Raw genomic sequence first — 19,668 nt, forward strand, 5'->3', positions numbered from 1 at the left:
CCGAGAGCAGGGCAAAATTCTAACTCTCGAGTTAATACCAATCAGTATAAAGATTTGATCAATGTCTTATACTGATTGGTACATCATTTAACTCGGTAACACGTCAGAGGGAGTACCCTCTAAATCCTTTTTATCAAACCTAGTGAAATAGCTTAATGTTTCCAAATAGATAATATGACGCAAGCCGATAATCGCGATCAAATTAGGAATCGCCATTAAACCATTCACGGTATCGGCTAGCAGCCAGATCATATCCAGATGAATAAAGGAGCCAAGGGCAATTAAGCCAAGAAATACTCCCTGATAAGCACGCAATCCACGCTCTCCCATCAAGTAATACCAGCACCGCTCACCGTAATAATGCCAGCCTAAAATCGTGGTAAAGGCAAAACAAACGAGTGCCACAGTCACAAAATATTGACCTACAAGCACAGAGCCACCGCTAGCAAATGCTGCGCTGGTCATCGCCGCCCCTGCAGTATCGCCACTCCACACACCAGTGATAATTAACACCAACCCAGTCATGGTGCAGATGATAATAGTATCGAAGAAGGTGCCGGTCATGCTCACAAGACCTTGCTCCACAGGCTCGTTAGTCTTAGCTGCAGCAGCGGCAATAGGTGCACTACCAAGGCCTGACTCATTGGAGAATACACCGCGAGCGATACCAATTTGTAGCGCTTGAGCAACAGTAGCGCCAAGGAAACCACCAGCAGCCGAAATGGGAGTAAAGGCTGAATGAATCACCAACTCAAACGCTGGAAGGATCTGTTCTGAAAAAGTAATCAGCACCCAGAGACAAGCTAGTACATATCCCAGTGCCATAGTGGGTACTAACTTTTGCGCCACGTTAGCGATACGTTTTACCCCACCTAAGGTGACTGCGGCAACCAAGATGGTCAGTACCAATGAGGTAGCCCAAGCGGGCACATGAAAAGCGATGGTTAACGCATCGCTGATCGCATTAACTTGGGCAAAAGTGCCTATCCCAAAAAAGGCGACCCCAACGCCAAAAATAGCAAACAGCTTAGCTAGCCAAGATAATCCCAAACCGCGCTCAATATAGTACATGGGGCCACCGGCTATCTGTCCCCGAGCATCTGTGGTGCGATACTTAACTGCGAGCATACATTCTGCATACTTAGTTGCCATACCGAAAAAGGCTGCTAACCACATCCAAAATAGTGCCCCTGGGCCGCCAATTTTAATTGCAGTGGCCACACCAACAATATTGCCGGTACCGATTGTGGCTGACAGTGCAGTACACAGTGCAGCAAAAGAGGATAAGTCCCCCTTACCATTAGCTGGTTTAAACAGTAAGCCCAGTGCCATAGGCAGCTTAAAGACTTGGATAAGTTTCAGTCTAAGGGTGAGGTAAAGGCCGGTTCCAACCAATAAGCACAGGGTAACTGGTCCCCAGACAATGGCGTTGATATCGGCTAAAAGCGCGTGAAAATTCATGGTATTCCTCGAGTATTAAACAACAAGTCTCTTTTAATAAGAGTCATTAATAATCGGAGGAGGAAAAGAAATGGCTGTTGCTGACACTAGCCGGTTGCAACGAGCGATTAAGTCGACCTAACAATGAATGAGGTCAAAAAGACGCAGCGACAAACGACAGTGACTTTATGTAGTTATAACAATAACTAACACAGTCATCCTCTCCTCTGTCCTTTTGCCTGAGCGTTTCGCGTTTGCCATTTGGGCTAACACTTTCGCCTTCGGCGCTGTGTGACAGTTAAGTTGACGAACACTTAGCTGCTCACAGTCTCTCCAGAGGCTCGTCCAGTAACAGTCCACGCCAATCACAATTGGCACCTGAAAGAGTATTTAGACCAAATCAAACAGATCTAAAGTTGCCTCGTCGGTGTGGGGGCAATTCCCCACTCTCCTGCTACCTTCATCCGAACGGATCTCCCTATTCAATCAATAAGATTAAAATCGGGAAGGCGCACAGAATGCAGTAATAAGCTAGCTTGCTCAAGCCACTTAGATCACACTTTTGGTTTAAGGGAGCACGGATGCACTTTTTTTAAACAAAACAAGGTTGTTGAGGGGGTTGCAAGGTTAAAGTCTGGATGGAAAGACGTTGAAAGGTGTCACCCCGAGATAAGCTCAGAGTGACAAAGTATGAATATCAATCAGTAAAAAGCGGTGAATCAAAAGCTCGTTCTGCGCCCTTCATAGGTATCGCACATCTCTTGCACTTTATCCGCTTCATAGGGACGAAGTCCGCTCATAACTAATGTTTTCACACCTGTTCCCACTAAAGTATCGCCACTGTGCAGTTCAAACTTCAGGGTCACATTGCCGCGCTTACCCTCGACCACTAACTCCTGTTCAACCAAAGATAGCGTCACTTGAGTGAAATCGAGTGTCGTCAGATCGAAAGACATACTTTCATAGATAACCAAAGGACGAGCAGGGTTAATCATCACCTGATGTTGCTTCATCATAGGCACGAGCACATGGATAAAGTTCAATCCTGAAAAGGCCACATAACTACGGATAAACGACTCTATTTGGGTTCCACAGTTTCTGTTCTCACCCTGTCGCTCAACATTCAAATAAAGCTTATCTTTATCGTCATGGATATCAAATGCATCGCCAATCGAACCAGGAAACTGCAATTTCACACCATCACCAACCATACCTTGGAAGGTAAAGCTCATCTTTTGGCTTAGGCCATACTCACCTAAAACCAAAGAAAATAGCAGGTCGCCGGGTACACAAAAGCGCTTTGCGCCCACGTCATGAATTGGGTTGAAATCCTGAGCCACAACCTTTGCAAAATCGCTTGCCTGAGAAGGAGTTACTGTGACTGTTTGATTTTCTTTTTTAAAGTAAGGCGTTAGAAACATATTCACTCGATATAATTATAAATATTCCCAAGCTTATCCAAGACAAAAAATAGAGATTGCTTAGGTAGAGATAAAATAGTGGCACAGTGTATAGCAAAAGATTGAAAACACTCACCCGATGACTTACTCCTTAAAAAAATATCACCAACAATACCGACGTTAACAAATGTAAAGAATAACGCCGTTAAGTTAATTTTAATGAAGTGGGAATAGGATGTGCACACAAATGATAATCAATCCCATTAACATTAAGTGGGATGGTTCGACGTTCATACCTAATACGGAGCACCTAATGTCACACCGTACGACGCTATCTTTAAGTCTAATTTCAACGGCACTCTTTACAGCACTTTCACCTCAGGTCATAGCGCAAGAGATAGACTCTCAAGCGACCATTGAACAGATAAGTATCTTCGGTGAACGTAACCCACTTAATACCGTTCCTGGCAGTGCACATCAAATTGGCCAAGCCGAGTTAGATACCTTCAAATACACAGATATCATGCGCACCCTATCCAGCGTACCTGGTGTCTATATTCAAGAGGAAGATGGTTACGGTTTAAGACCCAATATAGGTATGCGTGGTACTGGCCAAAACCGTTCAGAAAAGATCACCATCATGGAAGATGGCGTACTGGCAGCACCAGCACCCTACGCCTCACCTGCCGCCTATTACTTTCCAACTCCAGGCAGAATGCAGTCTATTGAGATCCTAAAAGGTAGCTCTACCGTCAAATATGGTCCAAGAACCACAGGCGGTGTACTCAACATGATCTCTCGTCAGATCCCTGAAGAGGAGTTAGCTGGCCAGCTAGATATTGCGGCAGGTCAAGATGGCTTTGGCAAAATACACGCTTATGCTGGTGGTCAAGGTGAGCGTGTCGGCGCCGTAGTGGATCTCTACCGCTATCAAGCCGATGGGTTTAAAGATATCAATGGCGTTGGTGGTGACACAGGCTTTGAGAAAAATGATGCGCTGGCAAAAGTGAGCATTCGCTCAGCTGAGGGCGCTCAATATGAGCAGATAGTCGAGTTTAAACTTAAATATTCAGATGAAGTATCCAACGAAACCTACATGGGGCTAACCGATGCTGACTTTGATGCAACCCCCTATGCACGTTACTCTGCTTCGCAAAAAGATGTAATGAATACCGAGCATAAACAGCTGCAGATCAATCATATCATCGATTTCAGCGATAACCTCACCTTAGGCACAACCGCCTATTACAATGACTTTGCCCGTAACTGGTATAAAGCCGATAAAGTAGACGGCTTAAAACTGAGCAAAGGTGGTGTTGAGGCTGCATCAGCGTTTGATAAAAATCCAGCATCTGCTCCAATGGATGTGCGTGTTAAAGCAAACAACAGAAGCTACATCTCACAAGGTATTCAAACAGAGCTTAACTGGTACCTAGATAATCACGACCTTGCCTTTGGTGCACGTTACCATGAAGATGAGATGGACAGATTCCAGTGGGCCGATCATTATGCATTAGATGCTAATCAGGTAATGACTCGAACCGAAAGTGGCCTTCCAGGTAGCGACTCGAACCGCATCGACAGCGCAGAAGCTATTGCGCTCTACGTTCAAGATAAGATCCAGCTAGGCGATTTTAATATTACCGCAGGACTTCGCTATGAAGATGTGAAGACCAACCGTACCGACTGGGGTAAAGAGAACAGCGGACGTGATGGTGAGCCAAAGAAAGATATTGATAACAGTTTTTCAGCAACCTTGCCTTCACTTTCGGTAACCTACCAGATAAACAGCGATCTGCTGGTATTAGCTGGTGTTCAAAAGGGCTTTGCTCCGGCATCTCCAGGCAATGCTGATAAAGTAGAAGAGAAGAGCTGGAACTATGAAGCTGGTGCCCGCTATAACAGTGGCGAATTTAGTTCAGAGGCGATCTTTTTCTACAGTGACTACAGCAATATGCACGGCGAATGTACCGCTTCTAAAGGCTGTGATGATGAAAATATCGGTGACCAATACAATGGCGGTGAAGTCGATGTTAAAGGGTTGGAGCTAAGTCTTGGCTATAGCTTTAACACACAAAACGATATCAGCTTCCCAGTAAAACTTGCCTATACCTATACTGACGCTGAGTTTGCCAACAGCTTCGATTCAGATTTCGATCCTTGGGGCAACGTTGAGGAGGGTTATAAACTTCCCTATATAGCAGAAAACATGCTTTTTGCATCAGCTGGAGTTAAATCTGATAACTGGGAACTAACGTTAGCCGCACGTTACACCGATGATATTCGTACTAAAGCTGGCGAAGGTGAGATTGCTCAAGAGAACCTAATCGAAGCTAAAACTATCGTCGACCTATCGGGCCGTTACTTTATCAGTGAAGCACAGGAGCTTTACCTCACAGCTGAGAACCTTTTCGATAAAAAATATGTCACTTCGAGAGTATACGGTTCCAACTTTGTAGGTAAGCCTATGACAGTCTCTGTCGGCTATACGTATAAATTTTAATCAAAATTAACTGAGCATGAAGTAAATCTTAAAATTATATTAAATTTTTTTATTCCCTTAAAAAGGTGAGCATTATGCTCACCTTTTTCATTTCAAAAAGAATATCCCTCTACAAAACATAATCTTACTCGAACTAGCATCATCCACCTTTCCCCACAAACTGATTTACACTTGATTTACATTTGTTGATCTTAATCAAAAACTGAATGATAACAATTTGCATTATCGAATCCAGTTGTTAGAATTCAGCCAAATTTAATAACCCTTACATAACAACAGGGAAAAGAATGATGATGAAAAAAACATTACTTGCAACAGCCTTAGTTGGTCTTTTTGCCAGCCAAAGTGCTGTAGCCTCTGATGAAACAAAAGAGCTACGTAAAATTATTGAGCAGCAGCAGAAAGTACTTCAAGACCTAGAGCGTCGACTTGAAGCAACTGAAAATCGTGTCGAGAAAACTGCTGATGTAGTTGAAGAGGTTGCCGAGTCAAAAAGTGCAACAACTATTGGTGGTTACGGTGAGCTTCACTATAACAACATCACTAATAACGACTCAGGTGAAGATAATAAAGCTATCGATTTTCACCGTTTCGTACTTTTCTTTGGTCATGAGTTCACTGAAAGCACACGCTTCTTCTCAGAGCTTGAAGTTGAACACGCCCTTTCAGGCGATGGTAAGCCAGGTGAAGTCGAACTTGAGCAGGCTTATATCGAGCATGACTTCAACGAAATGTTCACTGGTAAAGCCGGTCTATTCTTAGTTCCAGTTGGTATCATCAACGAAACTCACGAGCCACCAACTTTCTATGGTGTTGAGCGTAACCCTGTTGAGAAAAATATCCTACCTGCAACTTGGTGGGAAGCCGGTGCAGCACTTAATGTTAAAGCTGCTCCTGGCCTAGCATTTGACGGTGCCGTCACCAGTGGTCTTGAAGTGGCTACTGAAGGCAGTAAAGCTTATAACATTCGTAGCGGTCGTCAGAAAGTTGCAAAAGCCAATGCTTCTGACCTTGCATACACAGCGCGTGTAAAATACACAGCAGTGCCGGGACTTGAGCTTGCAGCAACGGCGCAATATCAATCAGATATCACTCAAGGTGCAGCTGGTGTTGATACCGCTTCTGCAACCATGTTAACGGCACATGCTATCTACAGCATTAAAGGTTTTACCGTTAAAGCCCTTTATGCACAGTGGGATATCGATGGCGTTGAAGCTGAAGCACTAGGTCGTGATGATCAAAGCGGTTGGTACATAGAACCATCATACCGTTTCAACGACAGCTTCGGTCTATTTGCTCGTTATAACCGTTACGACAATGAAGCTGGAAGTGCTGAAGATACAGAGATCACTCAAACTAATCTGGGTGTGAACTACTGGTTACATGAAAATGTGGTATTTAAAGCTGACTATGAAAAAGTGGGTGGCGCTAAAGATGCCGACGGTTTCAACCTAGGTGTAGGTTACCAGTTCTAATCTGCTAAACGAGTTCCTAGGACCTAGGTTTAGGTTCTAGGTTCTAGGTCCTTTTCCCCAAACTCAAAGGCCTAGGAGCTAAACGTTTTTATTACTGAGCATGAGCATATGATGAAACCTCTCCAAACACTGATCTTCATTGCTGCGTCAATACTGAGTATTGCTGTTCTGGCTAAGAGCCAATACCAAGCCCCTCAAGACTTTATCAGCCAAGCCTTTAACGCTCCTGCTCCTAAAGCGAAAGTTTTCTGGCTCGATGATGAAGCCCAAAAGGTGATTGAAGAGATCTTATCTCACAAATTTAGAAAGATGCGGATCCGCTACTGGCAACAGGAAGGAGAAACAGTCTGGATACTAAATGAGATAGGTAAAGAAGCGCCAATCACAGTGGGGATTCATATCAAAGACCAACAGATAGCCCAGACAAAAGTGCTGATTTATCGAGAAAGTCGCGGTGACGAAGTGCGCCATGATTTCTTTACCGATCAATTTAAAGCCGCCAAGCTCAATGAAGATCTCAAGCTAGACAGGCATATCGATGGGATCACCGGAGCCACTTTATCTGTCAGAGCCTTAACTAAGCTTTCCCGCATTGCCCTTTGGCTAGACTCACGGATAAGAAGAGAGATCACCTGAGCAGAACTGATGCATTAAAGCATCCTTAGTAAAGAGGGGGATTAATAAAGAGTGGTTTCGTTAACTGCACATGCTTGTTATGATCTGTGCCAGACAGAGTTAAAACAAGAACAATAATGACCCGTAAGCATCATCTATCCGGTAGAAATAGCACAAGCTTAATGCTCAAAAGACAAGTCCGTCCCTGGCACAGATGGCTAGGAATATTCAGTGCGGTTTTTGTCTTACTGATCGCTATATCTGGCGTATTAATCAACCACAGTAACCAGCTATCTATCGACAGCGCCCATGTAAAACAGGCATGGTTACTGGACTATTACGGCATCAAGACACCATCTAATATCCACATTTACCAAACAAGTCCACTGCTTGCCAACTCGGACAATCTAGTATGGGTAGATAAACACCTTGCATTGGAAGCAGACTCCGCCATTCGTGGCATCGTTCCCTTCGACGACATGCTCATCGCTATCGACAATAGCAATCTATACCTTATCTCCAATGAAGGAGTGCTGCTTGAGAAACAAGATATCACCACAGGACTCCCCTCAGGACTTACCGCTATCGCCAATGATGGACAGATATGGTTAAACACTAACAGTGGTAGCTATATGGCTGATAGCGATCTTATTGAGTGGACTGCAGCTAAGCCATTCGCTCCACTCCCTTGGTCTACGCCATTAACTGAAGTTGGCAATGATTCTGTCAAATCAAGCGCTCAAATAGTCTCGCTTCAAGCCCGCTCCCATCACCTCACTTGGGAGCGGGTTTTACTCGATATCCACAGTGGCCGCTTCTTCGGTGCTCTAGGTCCCTGGTTTATGGATCTCGTCGCACTGGCCTTGATCATCATGTCCATCTCTGGAGTCTATTTATGGATACAGCACAAACCAAAGCGGGTTAAATCAAGGTAATACCTATTCATTATAAAAAGGTGACTGCTCTATTAATCGTTTAACGCTTTATACCGATTAGTATAAGAGCATCACCTTAAGCCTGTTTATTTAAGCGCAATACACTCAACTACCAACCTTCCCTTGTAAAAGTTTTACCTAGATCACAAATCGAACATTTTCCCCTCTCCCCCCTCGCATTGCTCATTATTTGAGCCTAGACTTGCCGCCCTTTTAATCTTGGACGTACGATTTAATGAAACAGCGCCTAATCGCCTGGGCACCTGTATTTTTACTGGCACTCACCGCTTTTGTTTTTGTCTCCACAGAGTTTGTTCCTGTGGGGCTTCTGGCCGCTCTTGGCCAGAGTTTTGGTATGAGCGCGATTGAAGTTGGCCCTATGCTAACGGCCTATGCCAGCGTTGTCGCACTTGCATCTTTACCTGCTGTACTGCTGTTTGCGCGATTTGAACGTAAAAAGTTACTACTTGGGTTAATGTCAGTCTTTATCGTCAGTCACGGCATCTGTGTCTGGGCCCCAAGTTATGAGATCCTTCTATCAGGTCGTGTCGGCATCGCTTTCACTCATGCACTGTTCTGGGCAATAGCCCCTGCCCTCGTCGTGCGACTCGCCCCTAATGGACAAGGTCCACAAGCCCTGAGCATCTTCGCAACAGGCTGTGTTTTGGCGCTTGTACTTGGTATTCCCCTAGGACGAGTGATTGGACAGTTAGTTGGATGGCGCACTATTTTTGCTTTAATCGGCTTACTCACATTAATCATGATGTTACTGCTTTGGCGCGGGCTGCCAACACTGCCTGCAACCCATGGCGGTAGCTGGCGTAGTCTGCCCGCTTTAGTACGTAATAAGGCACTGCTCTGGCTATACTTACTCACCATAGTGTTAGTAACAGCCCACTACAGTGTTTATACCTACTTAGAGCCTTTACTGCAGGAACACTTTGGGTATTCAGCGAATATCACTACCATGATTTTGCTTATCTTTGGTGCTGCAGGATTAATTGGTAGTGCGCTTTTTAGTCGCTACCAAGCACGTCATGCTCAACAGCTATTAACCCTAGCTATCCTCTCTTTAGGTAGCTGCATGGCAATCTTGCCATTTATTGCAAACCAGATCTGGTTACTGCTGCCTTTGTCTATTTTATGGGGAGCAGGCATGATGCTGATGTGCCTGTCACTGCAATCAAAAGCACTGAAGCTGGCGCCTAATGCTACCGATGTCGCCATGGCGATCTACTCAGGCTTATTTAATGTAGGAATTGGCGGTGGTGCGCTATTGGGCAGTATCATAGCAGCAAGATATGGCGTCGTAGAAAATGGTAACTGGGCAAGTATCTTAGTTCTCCTTGCTAGTGTGCCTCTGTTTTACCTGCTTAAAGCACGGCGACAAGAGATGGCTCATTAAACAATACGCCATATCAGTAAAATACTGCCGTTATTTATAGCTCTGAATTTATAGTTCTGAATTTATAGTCCTGAGACGAAAAGGGCTTGTTATCCAACAAGCCCTCCTAATACCAATCGGTATATGATTAACCTCCAGTCAACTTCTGCCACCAAGACAAAGGTTCACCGCAGTTTCTAGCGGGATGATAACTGGCTTCCAATGCAGGCAGTGCGATAGAGTTTTCACAGCCCGCCTCTTTAGCAACACCGGTTGTTTTGTCAAAGTGGCCATTGACCACCCCACTGATTAAAGGGCGTCTTAGACTGATTGGTGGTCGAGTACCGAGAAAGTCTTGATAGACAGCCATGGCGCCACTACTGCCATAAAGACCTGTTTTACCGTTGTCATCACGTCCAACCCAGATGGCAGCGACATTACGCTCATCAAATCCAGCAAACCAGGAGTCGCGGGAGTCATTACTGGTCCCAGTTTTACCTGCCAAGGTCACATAGGGGAAGGCCTTTCCAAGCCTGCTTGCCGTACCGGATTTAACCACTTGGGTCATGGCATATTGCACCAGATAGGTGGAGCTTGGATTCAATGCTTGATCCTGCTCAACACGCGCCACAGGCAGAGGGTTATTCTCCATATCCAGCACAGCCGTCACCGATGATAAACGGCGATAACGCCCGTTGTCCGCTATGGTTTGATAGACCTGAGCGACCATCAGCGGTGAGCCATTAACAGCACCTAACAGCATAGAGGGATATTCACTTATTTTATCTCTCCAGCCAGATTTATCGAGCGTGGTCGCCACACTGCTGACCCCCATCTCCATACCTAAATTGACCGTAGGTACGTTAATTGACCTCTTAAAGGCGGTCAATAGTGGTACTTCACCTCTAAACTTCTTATCCACATTCTTAGGTGACCAGGTCTTACCATGGCCGTTGTTCAGGGTAATAGGTTGATCCTTAAGTGGCGTCGCTAAAGTATATTTAGCAGGTTGATTCAACGCGGTCGCATAGACAAAAGGTTTGACTAGTGAGCCGATTGGACGCCTGATCTCTACAGCGCGGTTATAGCCTTTATAACTCGGCACTTTATCCCCCACCATGGCTGCTATACCTGCCGAATATTTATCGGTAACCACCATACCCACTTGCAATATCTTGTCATTTTTTCCTAGACGGGCCATGGTCTTTTTCACCGCTTTTTCAGCCGCTTCCTGCGCCATAGGATCCAGCGTTGTATAGACCTTAATACCCGACTGTTTTAACAAAGAGTCGCCAAAGCGTCTGTTAAGCTCATGCTGAACCACGGCGAAAAATGCAGGCAGCTTTTGATGGACAGGTTTGTCGGCACTTCGAAGACCTAAAGGCGACTCAACGGCAGCAGTATACTGCTGCACATTAAGCTTACCGTCCTCCATCAAGAGGCGTAGCACTAGATCGCGGCGGCTTGCAGCCCGCTCAGGATAGCGCCAAGGGTTGTAGTAAGAGGGGCCCTTTATCACAGCGACCAAGAATGCTTGCTGCGGCAAAGTTAACTCAGCAATGGGACGACCGAAATAGAACTGAGAGGCCAGTCCCATACCATGTACTCCACGGGCTTTATCTTGTCCCATGTACACTTCATTAAGATAAGCCTCTAATATTTCGTCCTTTTCATAGCGAAAATCGATGATTATCGCCATCAAGGCTTCCCGAATTTTCCGCACTAACGAGCGCTCACTGGAGAGGAAGAAGTTTTTCGCCAGCTGTTGCGTTAACGTTGAGCCCCCCTGCACTGTGCGCCCCGCACTGATATTCACCAGTGCGGCACGAATAATGGCAAACGGATTTACGCCATGATGTTCATAGAAGCTGCGATCTTCCACCAAGATCAGTGAGTCGATAATAGACTGAGGCATCTTAGTGGTCGGGACAAACAGACGATCTTCTCCATCGCCAGTAATAATACGGTCAAGCAGCACAGGTTCGAGATGAAAAACCGCTAACTGACGATTATCTGTGTTCCTTGCTACCGAACTTACCCCTTGTTGATCAAAAGTGATCATAACCCTCTGCTCAGCTTGGGCTCCTTGAGGATGCAGGAAGGGACGACGCCACAAATCTACCCGAGTTTTAGATGCAGAGAACTCACCCACTTGCCTTGGGTTAGCCACTTTGCGATAACCCAGCAATTTTAATTCAGCAATTAACTGACCGTGACTCACAGCTGCGCCAGGATAAAGGGCCATTGAGCGGCTAAACACTTGAGCAGGTAGGTGCCATTTCTGCCCCTCAAATTTTCGAGCTATTACTTGATCTAGGTAGATGCCGTAGCTCAACACGCCTACAAATAAGATCAGGCCTAGCTTCCAGCTGATAGACCAGATCCGTCTGCCTATACTTGGTGAGCCTTTACTGGCACTCTTTGCTTTGGCTGCACGCTTTTTGGCTGCTGGCTTTTTCGCTCCAGATTTAGGAGCCGCTTTTTTACGCGCAGGTTTCTTTGAAGTCTCTTTATCTGTCATCTTTATTCCGAAAATAGATCTTGTCGCTAAGGCTATTGGTGACAAACGGCCTTAAAAAATAATGCATAGTGCGTCCTTAAGTTATTTCAAAGAGCACTTATCAAACCTGAAAACGAATCACTTATCGCTTACCTTAAACACTACTCACAACTTGTTCTATCCCTTTACAAATTCTGATTTAAGGTCTTCTTTTTAGTAAAGCGCGTCGGCGTAGTATTAGCTGGGTCATCAGGCCAAAGGTGTTTCGGGTATCGCCCCTTCATCTCCTTTTTCACTTCAACATAGGGACCTTGCCAAAAACTGGCCAGATCCGCCGTCAAAGCAAGGGGTCTATGAGCAGGAGAAAGCAACTCCATGGTGACTGTTAGCTTACCATTGGCTAATACAGGGCTTTGAGCCATCCCTAATGCTTCCTGAAGACGCACACTGAGCAAGGCCCTTCCTGCATCATCATAGGTGATCCCTGCTCGAGTTCCTGTCGCCATAGGCCAGTGAGTAGGAAAAAGAGTCTCTAGCCGCTGTTGAGCACTCCACTCAAGCTGATTAAGCAGCAGAGTATAACAGTCAAGAGACCTCAATTGTGACAAGCTTTTGACATCATTGAGATAGGGGCCAAGCCAATCCGCTAATGTATCGATAAGCTGGCCATGACTGATATCTGGCCAAGCCTGGTCTGGGTCGAGTGTCGCCGCTAGCATCAACCTGTTCTGCAGCTGCAACGCCTTGTCATTCATATTCAGCAAACCTAAGCCTTTATTGCGAAGCTGCTCAAAAATAGCCAACTTTATCTGCTCAGGATCTGGCTTAGTTAATGCCGACTTACTCAACACTATCTGGCCAATACGCTGTTGAGATTCGGCATAAAAACGCCCTTTAACCTCATCCCAACCACAATATTCCTGCTTCTCAACTAGAAATTTAAGCCGACTTTTAAAGGAATCGACATCGATTTGAGCCGCTAAGTAGACCCGACCACTCGTGCGCCCCTCACTCTCTTGAAAGTCTGCCACCACCAACCAATCAGCCGAAGTAAGTGCATCATGCTCAGGCAAAGTAACACCGGTACCATTGGCCAATAGGTAACCGGAGACGCCGCGGCTTTTTGCCACTCGGTCAGGAAACGCCAAGGCAAGCAGGAAAGCGATATCTTCATTACAGGCATGGGTGATACAAGCTAGGAGATCTGTATTAACATTTAATCTCCTCATCCATTGGCGTATTTGCTTCCCAGACTCTCCTTGAACTGCCTCTCTTAGATAGCCACTAATATCTATACCGTGTCGACCACGGGTGCGGGACTCCAACACCCCAGCAAGAATACAGGCTAGCCCCACAAGCTCTAGATGCGTCCCCTTGGTCAGTGATTTAGCTTTAAGCAACATATGAGCTAATCTAGGGTGGCAACCCAGCTCATAGGCTTGCTGGCCATGGGGTGTTATTTTTCGCTGTTTATCTACGACATCAAGCTGTTCCAACAACTGCCAAGCCGCATTTTCATTTGGTTGGGAGGCGGTAGTTAGCATAGGTAACTCATCGAGTGCTTTGACTCCCCAGCAAGCGCCATCGAGCACCATAGGGATAAGATCTGAGTGTAAGATCTCAGGTTCATCAGCCTTAAGTAATCTTCCTTGCTCCTCTTGACTCCACAGACGCAAACAGTAACCGGGGGCCAAACGCCCCGCACGTCCCGCCCGCTGGGCAGCCGATGCCTGACTTATTCGCTTAAGAGATAAACGAGTGACCCCTGTTCTGGCATTAAAACTTGCCTGACGCTTATAACCTGAATCAACCACCATAGTGATCCCTTGGATGGTCAAACTCGACTCAGCAACGTTAGTTGAGAGCACCACTTTACGTTTGCCATCACTAGGCTCAGCAATCGCTTTATCCTGCACTTTAGGTGGCAAGCTGCCATAGAGGGGACAGATAGAGAACAGGTTAAGATCCAAGCGGCTAACCAGAAACTCTTGCAATTTAACAATCTCACCCTGTCCAGGAAGAAACGCCAACAAAGAGCCATGGGAATATATCCCCTTCTCATCTCCCAGTGTGAGTAGCTCAACAATCACTCTGCCCATATGCTCAATCCAATGATGGGTAGAGCGGCCTTGTTGGGACGAAGTGCTTGCACGGTAAGCCAGTTCTACGGGAAAGCTTCTCCCCTCACTTTTAAGTGAAATAGCGTTAGGCATAAGTTCAGTTAAAGGTAGGCCAGATAGCGTGGCTGACATCGCTAAGATCTTCAAATCTTCACGAAATGAGCCCTGTATCTCCAAGGCTAAGGCTAGGCCGAGGTCTGTGGTCAAGTGGCGCTCATGGATCTCATCGAAGATAATCATATCGATCCCATTTAATTCGGGATCTTGCTGGATCATACGGGTTAACACCCCCTCAGTGACGATCTCTAAACGGGTCGATGCTTGACTGCGAGACTCGCCACGAACCCGATATCCCACATCTTCTCCCACCTGACAGCCACGCTGTGAGGCGATAAAGTGAGCCACACTTCTTGCAGCCACACGTCTGGGTTCAAGCATAAGGATTTTCCCCTTCAGCTCATCCCAATCGAGCATGGCCAAAGGTAAGGCTGTGGACTTTCCTGCACCGGTAGGCGCCTCTAATATGACTTGGTGATGTTGGCTAAATGCCTCTCTCAACGGAGTAAGCAGGCTTAGAACGGGTAACTGATCCAATCGGGGGCGTATCTCAAAAACACTTTGCCCCAGTGTACTAACGATCGCCAGATAAGTGAATGAACATCTGCATAAGTTCACTTATCTGAAAATGATGTTATAACTGAAGAATTAGAACGATAAGTGCCCTGAATTATGAAACGATTATTTCTCGGTATTGCACCGACTCAAACTCAAAACAGACAGCTGTCGGCCCTACAGGCTGGGCTATCACTTGATGGTAAAAGCATCTCGCCGAAAAACTTTCATATGACTTTGGCCTTTCTTGGACAACTTGATATACACCAACAGTTCAAATTGCAGCATAAACTCGACATTCTCCATGCTTCAAAAGCGTTAAGCTGGCCAAGATTTACGGTCACCTTAGACACATTAACCCTTTGGCGAAAACCTCAGATACTCTGTCTATCTGGAAAAATACTCGATCCCAATCTGCAATATATCTTAGATGAGTGCCACTCACTTCTGCAGCAGGTAGGTATTAAGCTCCCTCATCATCAGCATATAAAAGCTACACAAAACTCCCTGCCACAAGAAGTTAATTTTGTTCCCCATATCAGCCTATTTAGGAAAGCAAAGCAGTTACCAATTATGCGTGAAGCTATCGCCCTTACTCTTTGCCCAAAGAAGATCCATCTCTATGTTTCCGTCAGTAAGCCCACAGGTGTCGAATATCAGATCTTACAATCTTGGCCATTCGCAGAGATAACAGGCAAAAAAAATGCTGCCGATTAGGGCAGCAAATTGAAGAATTTCTACTTGGTATTGAAACTCTCTGCTTACATGGGAACAAAATAGAGAACCAGTCACGGAACCAGCACTATCTCAACCCGCAGTGATTTTCAATATGCTATTGATATCATGAGATTAAATATATTGGCATAGCTAAACCTTGAAAGATGTTGAAAAGCTTTGAATTCGGCATAAAATCACATAAAAATAAGCATTTATTGATTTTTTATTTCACTCTCAAGCGTTTTAAAGTGGGGCATCACTAAATTAAATAGGCTCTCGGCATCAACAGCTACTCCCTGACCGCCACTTTTACTGACGGCTTCATGTAGCTGGGGTGTATCATTAAGGGTATAAATAATATAGGGGATCTCTGTACCACTCTCCCGCAGCACTCTTAACAGTTTCAGCCCAGCAAGAGGTTCTTCCCTCCTTCCCACATCAGAGATCACCATCTCATAGCCATAAATAGAGAGAAGCAGTAAAGCCTCATCGGTACTCGTTGTGCTATAGACACCGATATTTTGCTGACGAAATACCTCCCTCTCCTCAACATTATTATCGGGATGATCATCGACCCATAAAATACGTCCTATGGCATCGGGAGATTGGCTGTACACCACTTCTTGAGGATTGTTTTTTAACACGGGAGTTTGAGCTGATGTAAGCACAGAGGGGATTAGGTAGTGGTTGAGTGTAAAAGCCATAAAAATCAACAATAAAAAACCGACTATCAGATTGCCTTTTTGAGCGAGGGTTTTCTCAGTGAAAGATAATGACTCCTCTTGAGCTGGTATTTTAGCGCTCGGTTCCCTCCCAACTTGTTCAAAGCCACTAGGCAGCAGTTGAGATTCAGAACCCACGAGAGTATCCACACTGGAAAGCTGCTGGCCTAACTCTTTAGATAAACGGTATCCACGGCCATGGACCGTTTCAATAATAGGTGCTTGGCAACCAGCCTTTTTAAACAACTTGCGCGTATCTGAAACGAGTTTAGCCAGTGACATATCTGAAACGACGGTATTAGGCCAGATACGGTCCAAGCACCTCTGTTTACTACAGTGGGCGGGGTAATCTTCAATGAGTAACTTGAATAGTTGAAACACACGTTCATCGAGTTGAACAAGCTCTTTGGCGATCACCAACTCAAATGTCTCAGTGTTAATACTAAACTCTTCAAAATGGGTATACATAACCAGTCTCATTCCTTTGAGCTTGTGATGAAACGCAGCCAACAAGCAATATTTAAAAAACTGACCAACAAGCTGCGTTAACAATTATGCAACAAGACGCACGTTCGAACTATCAACAAAAAGTCTGATAGTCGCAGGCTTAACTATGAGCTCAAAGCATTAATTAGGGCCTAAATAGACCTTAAAATAGTACCTTTGAGCTAATTTTGGGTGAAAACTAAGGTTTTGAAGAAAATCGACTTGATCTATTTTTGGCGTTATTGATTTTGCCAAGGGAATAGCCATTACCTACAATCAATGCAATCACCATGGGTGGTGTGAATGTCTGTTATGCAGGAACATATTACTGACCTTGGCTAAAGTACATTAAATTCCCACTGAATCCTGCATTTCCAAGTAGCTTGGGTATATATAAATGAAGAAGCGAGCCTAAGGCTCGCTCTTTATGACAGGTAAACCAAATCAGTATAAGTAAAACCTTAGTCTTGCAGCAGAGCCGTTATGGTCAACATGCCATGACTTGTGCCGCCAGCCGCCCAAAGTGAATTTGGTGAATCAGCAAAAGCCGATGCCAGATCCATATGTAGCCAGTTCACCTCTGGCGACACAAAACGCCATAGGAAACCTGCAGCATTCGAGGCACCACCAGCTCCTCCGCCCTTCATTGGACGACTATTGGCCGTATCAGCATAGGGGGATGGACACATATCACGGTGCCATGGGTCTAACGGCAGTGGCCAAACTCGCTCACCAACCTCTGACGCCTTAGCCTGAGCCATTGCCAATACTTCGCTCTTAGGTGAGAAGATAGCGTTGTAGTTAGTACCAACAGCCATGACAGCAGCCCCTGTCAAGGTCGCAGCATCAATCACAAGAGGCGCCCCAGTTTCACAGGCAGCCTGCAGCCCATCAGCTAGCACTAAGCGCCCCTCAGCATCGGTATTGACTACCTCAACTGAAACCCCATTTTTATAGGTGATCACATCGCCCAACTTATAAGCGTGCCCACTAATAAGGTTTTCAGCACAGCAGAGGAACAACTTAACGCGTTTATTTAACCCCTGCTTCATAGCAAGACCTAAAGATGCAGTTACAGTCGCAGCCCCGCCCATATCGCACTTCATGCCTAACATGCCCTCAGAAGCCTTGATACTGTAACCGCCAGAATCGAAAGTGATCCCTTTTCCTACCAGCGCCACAGACACAGGAGCATCCTCACCTAGTGGATTATAATCAAGCTCCAACATAGCAGGTGGTCGCTCACTACCGCGGCCAACAGCATGGATCCCAACCCACTTCTCCTCTAACAGTTCAGCGCCTTCAATAACACGGTAACTGACCTTGTCACCACCGATCTCAGATAGCCAATGAGCGGCTAAAATTGCCAGCTTAACAGGTGCGAGATTTTCTGGTGTTTCATTGATCAGGTGACGCGCAAAGCTAGCACTTGTTAGGCGGTCTGTTAGTGCCTGTTGAGTATTCTCATCACCAGTCCAGCTAATTTCTGGCACTGACTTAGCGGTAGCGAAACCTTGAGCTAAGGCCCATTGAGTATGTAGATCCCATAGCTCTCCCTCTAATGCGAGTTTGGTGATCCCTTGGTTTCTTAGCTTACGAGCAGCCTGCTGGATTTGACGCAGTTCATCACCGCCCTGAAGATGTATAACTGACTGATTATTTTCAAAAGTCACATCTGCATTCCCCCAATGGGCTGCTGGTGCATCTTTCGTTAGGGTCACTGTCATTACGTCTGTCATACTGATTCCTTGTTCGAATTATTTTTATCAAAACTTAAACAGAAGTGTACTTGAACGGAACTAATATCTAAAGCTAGGTGGCCGAAGAGTCCTGCTATTTACATAGCAGGACACCAAGTAAAAGAGGATAAAACAAACCGTTTTAGATAGATGTCTTACCTGCTACTCTAGCCCTATTATTTTAACTCTTGGGTTTACCATGGAATTTACTCCCTCCTTTGAACAAGGCACTTTGATCAAACGCTACAAACGTTTTCTGACGGATATCCGCTTAGAGGATGGCAGCGAAGTGACTATACATTGTCCTAACACAGGCTCTATGCGTAACTGCCTTTTTGAAGGCAAGAAGGTGTGGTTTTCAATATCAGACAACCCTAAACGCAAATACTCAAGAACCTGGGAGCAGGCAGAATCTGACTGTGGAGATATTATTGGTATCAATACAGGACGTGCAAACCAGCTAGCCGAAGATGCCATCAAATCTGGTGTGATAACAGAGCTTCAGGATTACGACTTACTTAAGCGTGAGGTCAAATATGGCAGTGAGAATAGTCGCATAGATATACTACTAACAGACAATGACTCCCATAATGAGCCTAAACCTCACTGCTATATTGAGGTAAAAAGCTGCACCTTACTTGAAGATGGCCAAGGTTATTTTCCTGATGCCGTGACAACTCGAGGACAAAAACATCTACGAGAGTTGATGGAGATGGTCTCTATGGGTCACCGAGCAGTACTTCTTTTTGTCGTTCAACATACAGGTATAGAGTCGGTAATGGCGGCTAAACATATCGATCCTGACTACGCAGAACTGCTCAGCCAAGCTCATCAAGCTGGTGTCGAAATATTGGCCTATAATACTGAAATGTCCCCAAATCAGGCTTCCTTGCTTAAATCCTGCCCTGTCAAACTATAATTCGCCCCTAAAAGTTGAATTAATTGAGAATAGGGAACATAGTCAAGGAATATGGTTAAACGGAAACAAAAAGTTTGCTTGGTTTATCTCTTTCTGATATA

13 protein-coding genes and 1 riboswitch are annotated in these 19,668 nt (G+C 45.4%); of the genes, 7 read left to right on the top strand and 6 right to left on the bottom strand.

What is annotated here, in order from left to right:
* Window positions 1-87 precede the first annotated feature (87 nt).
* Complete coding sequence (locus SWOO_RS19485; RefSeq protein ID WP_012326375.1) at window positions 88-1,461, bottom strand: alanine/glycine:cation symporter family protein; 1,374 nt, start codon at window positions 1,459-1,461, stop codon at window positions 88-90.
* 196 nt (window positions 1,462-1,657) lie between these two features.
* Window positions 1,658-1,787: riboswitch (glycine riboswitch) on the bottom strand.
* A gap of 372 nt (window positions 1,788-2,159) precedes the next feature.
* Window positions 2,160-2,861, bottom strand: coding sequence for a DUF3581 domain-containing protein (locus SWOO_RS19490; protein WP_012326376.1), 702 nt, complete (start codon window positions 2,859-2,861; stop codon window positions 2,160-2,162).
* 292 nt (window positions 2,862-3,153) lie between these two features.
* On the opposite strand from SWOO_RS19490, the gene SWOO_RS19495 reads away from it, so the two are divergent.
* The 5 genes from SWOO_RS19495 (at window position 3,154) to SWOO_RS19515 (ending at window position 9,773) form a co-directional block, all read left to right on the top strand.
* Window positions 3,154-5,343, top strand: coding sequence for a TonB-dependent receptor family protein (locus SWOO_RS19495; RefSeq protein WP_041417800.1), 2,190 nt, complete (start codon window positions 3,154-3,156; stop codon window positions 5,341-5,343).
* A 287-nt stretch (window positions 5,344-5,630) separates the two neighbouring features.
* Window positions 5,631-6,818, top strand: a complete 1,188-nt coding sequence (locus tag SWOO_RS19500) for a porin (protein WP_012326378.1) — start codon at window positions 5,631-5,633, stop codon at window positions 6,816-6,818.
* Window positions 6,819-6,926: 108 nt separating this feature from the next.
* Window positions 6,927-7,454 (top strand): FMN-binding protein, encoded by a 528-nt coding sequence (locus tag SWOO_RS19505; RefSeq protein WP_012326379.1) that lies wholly within the window; start codon window positions 6,927-6,929, stop codon window positions 7,452-7,454.
* Window positions 7,455-7,570: 116 nt separating this feature from the next.
* Entirely contained in the window at window positions 7,571-8,368 is a 798-nt protein-coding gene (locus tag SWOO_RS19510) for a PepSY-associated TM helix domain-containing protein (RefSeq protein ID WP_012326380.1), read from the top strand.
* 235 nt (window positions 8,369-8,603) lie between these two features.
* Window positions 8,604-9,773, top strand: a complete 1,170-nt coding sequence (locus SWOO_RS19515) for a sugar transporter (RefSeq protein WP_012326381.1) — start codon at window positions 8,604-8,606, stop codon at window positions 9,771-9,773.
* 127 nt (window positions 9,774-9,900) lie between these two features.
* On the opposite strand, the gene mrcB is transcribed toward SWOO_RS19515, so the two are convergent.
* Window positions 9,901-12,273 (bottom strand): penicillin-binding protein 1B, encoded by a 2,373-nt coding sequence (mrcB, locus tag SWOO_RS19520; protein WP_012326382.1) that lies wholly within the window; start codon window positions 12,271-12,273, stop codon window positions 9,901-9,903.
* Between the two features lie 164 nt (window positions 12,274-12,437).
* Window positions 12,438-14,966 (bottom strand): ATP-dependent helicase HrpB, encoded by a 2,529-nt coding sequence (gene hrpB, locus SWOO_RS19525; RefSeq protein ID WP_012326383.1) that lies wholly within the window; start codon window positions 14,964-14,966, stop codon window positions 12,438-12,440.
* A 135-nt stretch (window positions 14,967-15,101) separates the two neighbouring features.
* Here hrpB and SWOO_RS19530 point away from each other — a divergent pair, with 135 nt between their 5' ends.
* Entirely contained in the window at window positions 15,102-15,701 is a 600-nt protein-coding gene (locus tag SWOO_RS19530; RefSeq protein WP_012326384.1) for a 2'-5' RNA ligase family protein, read from the top strand.
* Between the two features lie 212 nt (window positions 15,702-15,913).
* Here the strand turns inward: SWOO_RS19530 and SWOO_RS19535 are convergent, their stop codons facing one another.
* Complete coding sequence (locus SWOO_RS19535) at window positions 15,914-16,891, bottom strand: winged helix-turn-helix domain-containing protein (RefSeq protein ID WP_012326385.1); 978 nt, start codon at window positions 16,889-16,891, stop codon at window positions 15,914-15,916.
* Between the two features lie 479 nt (window positions 16,892-17,370).
* Window positions 17,371-18,648, bottom strand: a complete 1,278-nt coding sequence (gene pepB, locus SWOO_RS19540; RefSeq protein ID WP_012326386.1) for an aminopeptidase PepB — start codon at window positions 18,646-18,648, stop codon at window positions 17,371-17,373.
* A gap of 199 nt (window positions 18,649-18,847) precedes the next feature.
* Between pepB and sfsA the strand changes: the two genes are divergently transcribed.
* Entirely contained in the window at window positions 18,848-19,567 is a 720-nt protein-coding gene (gene sfsA / locus SWOO_RS19545; RefSeq protein WP_012326387.1) for a DNA/RNA nuclease SfsA, read from the top strand.
* Window positions 19,568-19,668 lie beyond the last annotated feature (101 nt).

Source organism: Shewanella woodyi ATCC 51908 (assembly GCF_000019525.1).
Classification (GTDB): Bacteria; Pseudomonadota; Gammaproteobacteria; order Enterobacterales; family Shewanellaceae; genus Shewanella; species Shewanella woodyi.

What these genes read in the sequence shown, in the direction of transcription:
- SWOO_RS19515 (WP_012326381.1), top strand. Translation starts at nt 8,604, where the DNA reads ATGAAACAGCGCCTAATCGCCTGGGCACCTGTATTTTTACTGGCACTC.
- SWOO_RS19535 (WP_012326385.1), bottom strand. Translation starts at nt 16,891, where the DNA reads ATGTATACCCATTTTGAAGAGTTTAGTATTAACACTGAGACATTTGAG.
- SWOO_RS19510 (WP_012326380.1), top strand. Translation starts at nt 7,571, where the DNA reads ATGACCCGTAAGCATCATCTATCCGGTAGAAATAGCACAAGCTTAATG.
- SWOO_RS19485 (WP_012326375.1), bottom strand. Translation starts at nt 1,461, where the DNA reads ATGAATTTTCACGCGCTTTTAGCCGATATCAACGCCATTGTCTGGGGA.
- SWOO_RS19490 (WP_012326376.1), bottom strand. Translation starts at nt 2,861, where the DNA reads ATGTTTCTAACGCCTTACTTTAAAAAAGAAAATCAAACAGTCACAGTA.
- SWOO_RS19500 (WP_012326378.1), top strand. Translation starts at nt 5,631, where the DNA reads ATGATGATGAAAAAAACATTACTTGCAACAGCCTTAGTTGGTCTTTTT.
- mrcB (WP_012326382.1), bottom strand. Translation starts at nt 12,273, where the DNA reads ATGACAGATAAAGAGACTTCAAAGAAACCTGCGCGTAAAAAAGCGGCT.
- SWOO_RS19530 (WP_012326384.1), top strand. Translation starts at nt 15,102, where the DNA reads ATGAAACGATTATTTCTCGGTATTGCACCGACTCAAACTCAAAACAGA.
- SWOO_RS19505 (WP_012326379.1), top strand. Translation starts at nt 6,927, where the DNA reads ATGATGAAACCTCTCCAAACACTGATCTTCATTGCTGCGTCAATACTG.
- sfsA (WP_012326387.1), top strand. Translation starts at nt 18,848, where the DNA reads ATGGAATTTACTCCCTCCTTTGAACAAGGCACTTTGATCAAACGCTAC.
- pepB (WP_012326386.1), bottom strand. Translation starts at nt 18,648, where the DNA reads ATGACAGACGTAATGACAGTGACCCTAACGAAAGATGCACCAGCAGCC.
- SWOO_RS19495 (WP_041417800.1), top strand. Translation starts at nt 3,154, where the DNA reads ATGTCACACCGTACGACGCTATCTTTAAGTCTAATTTCAACGGCACTC.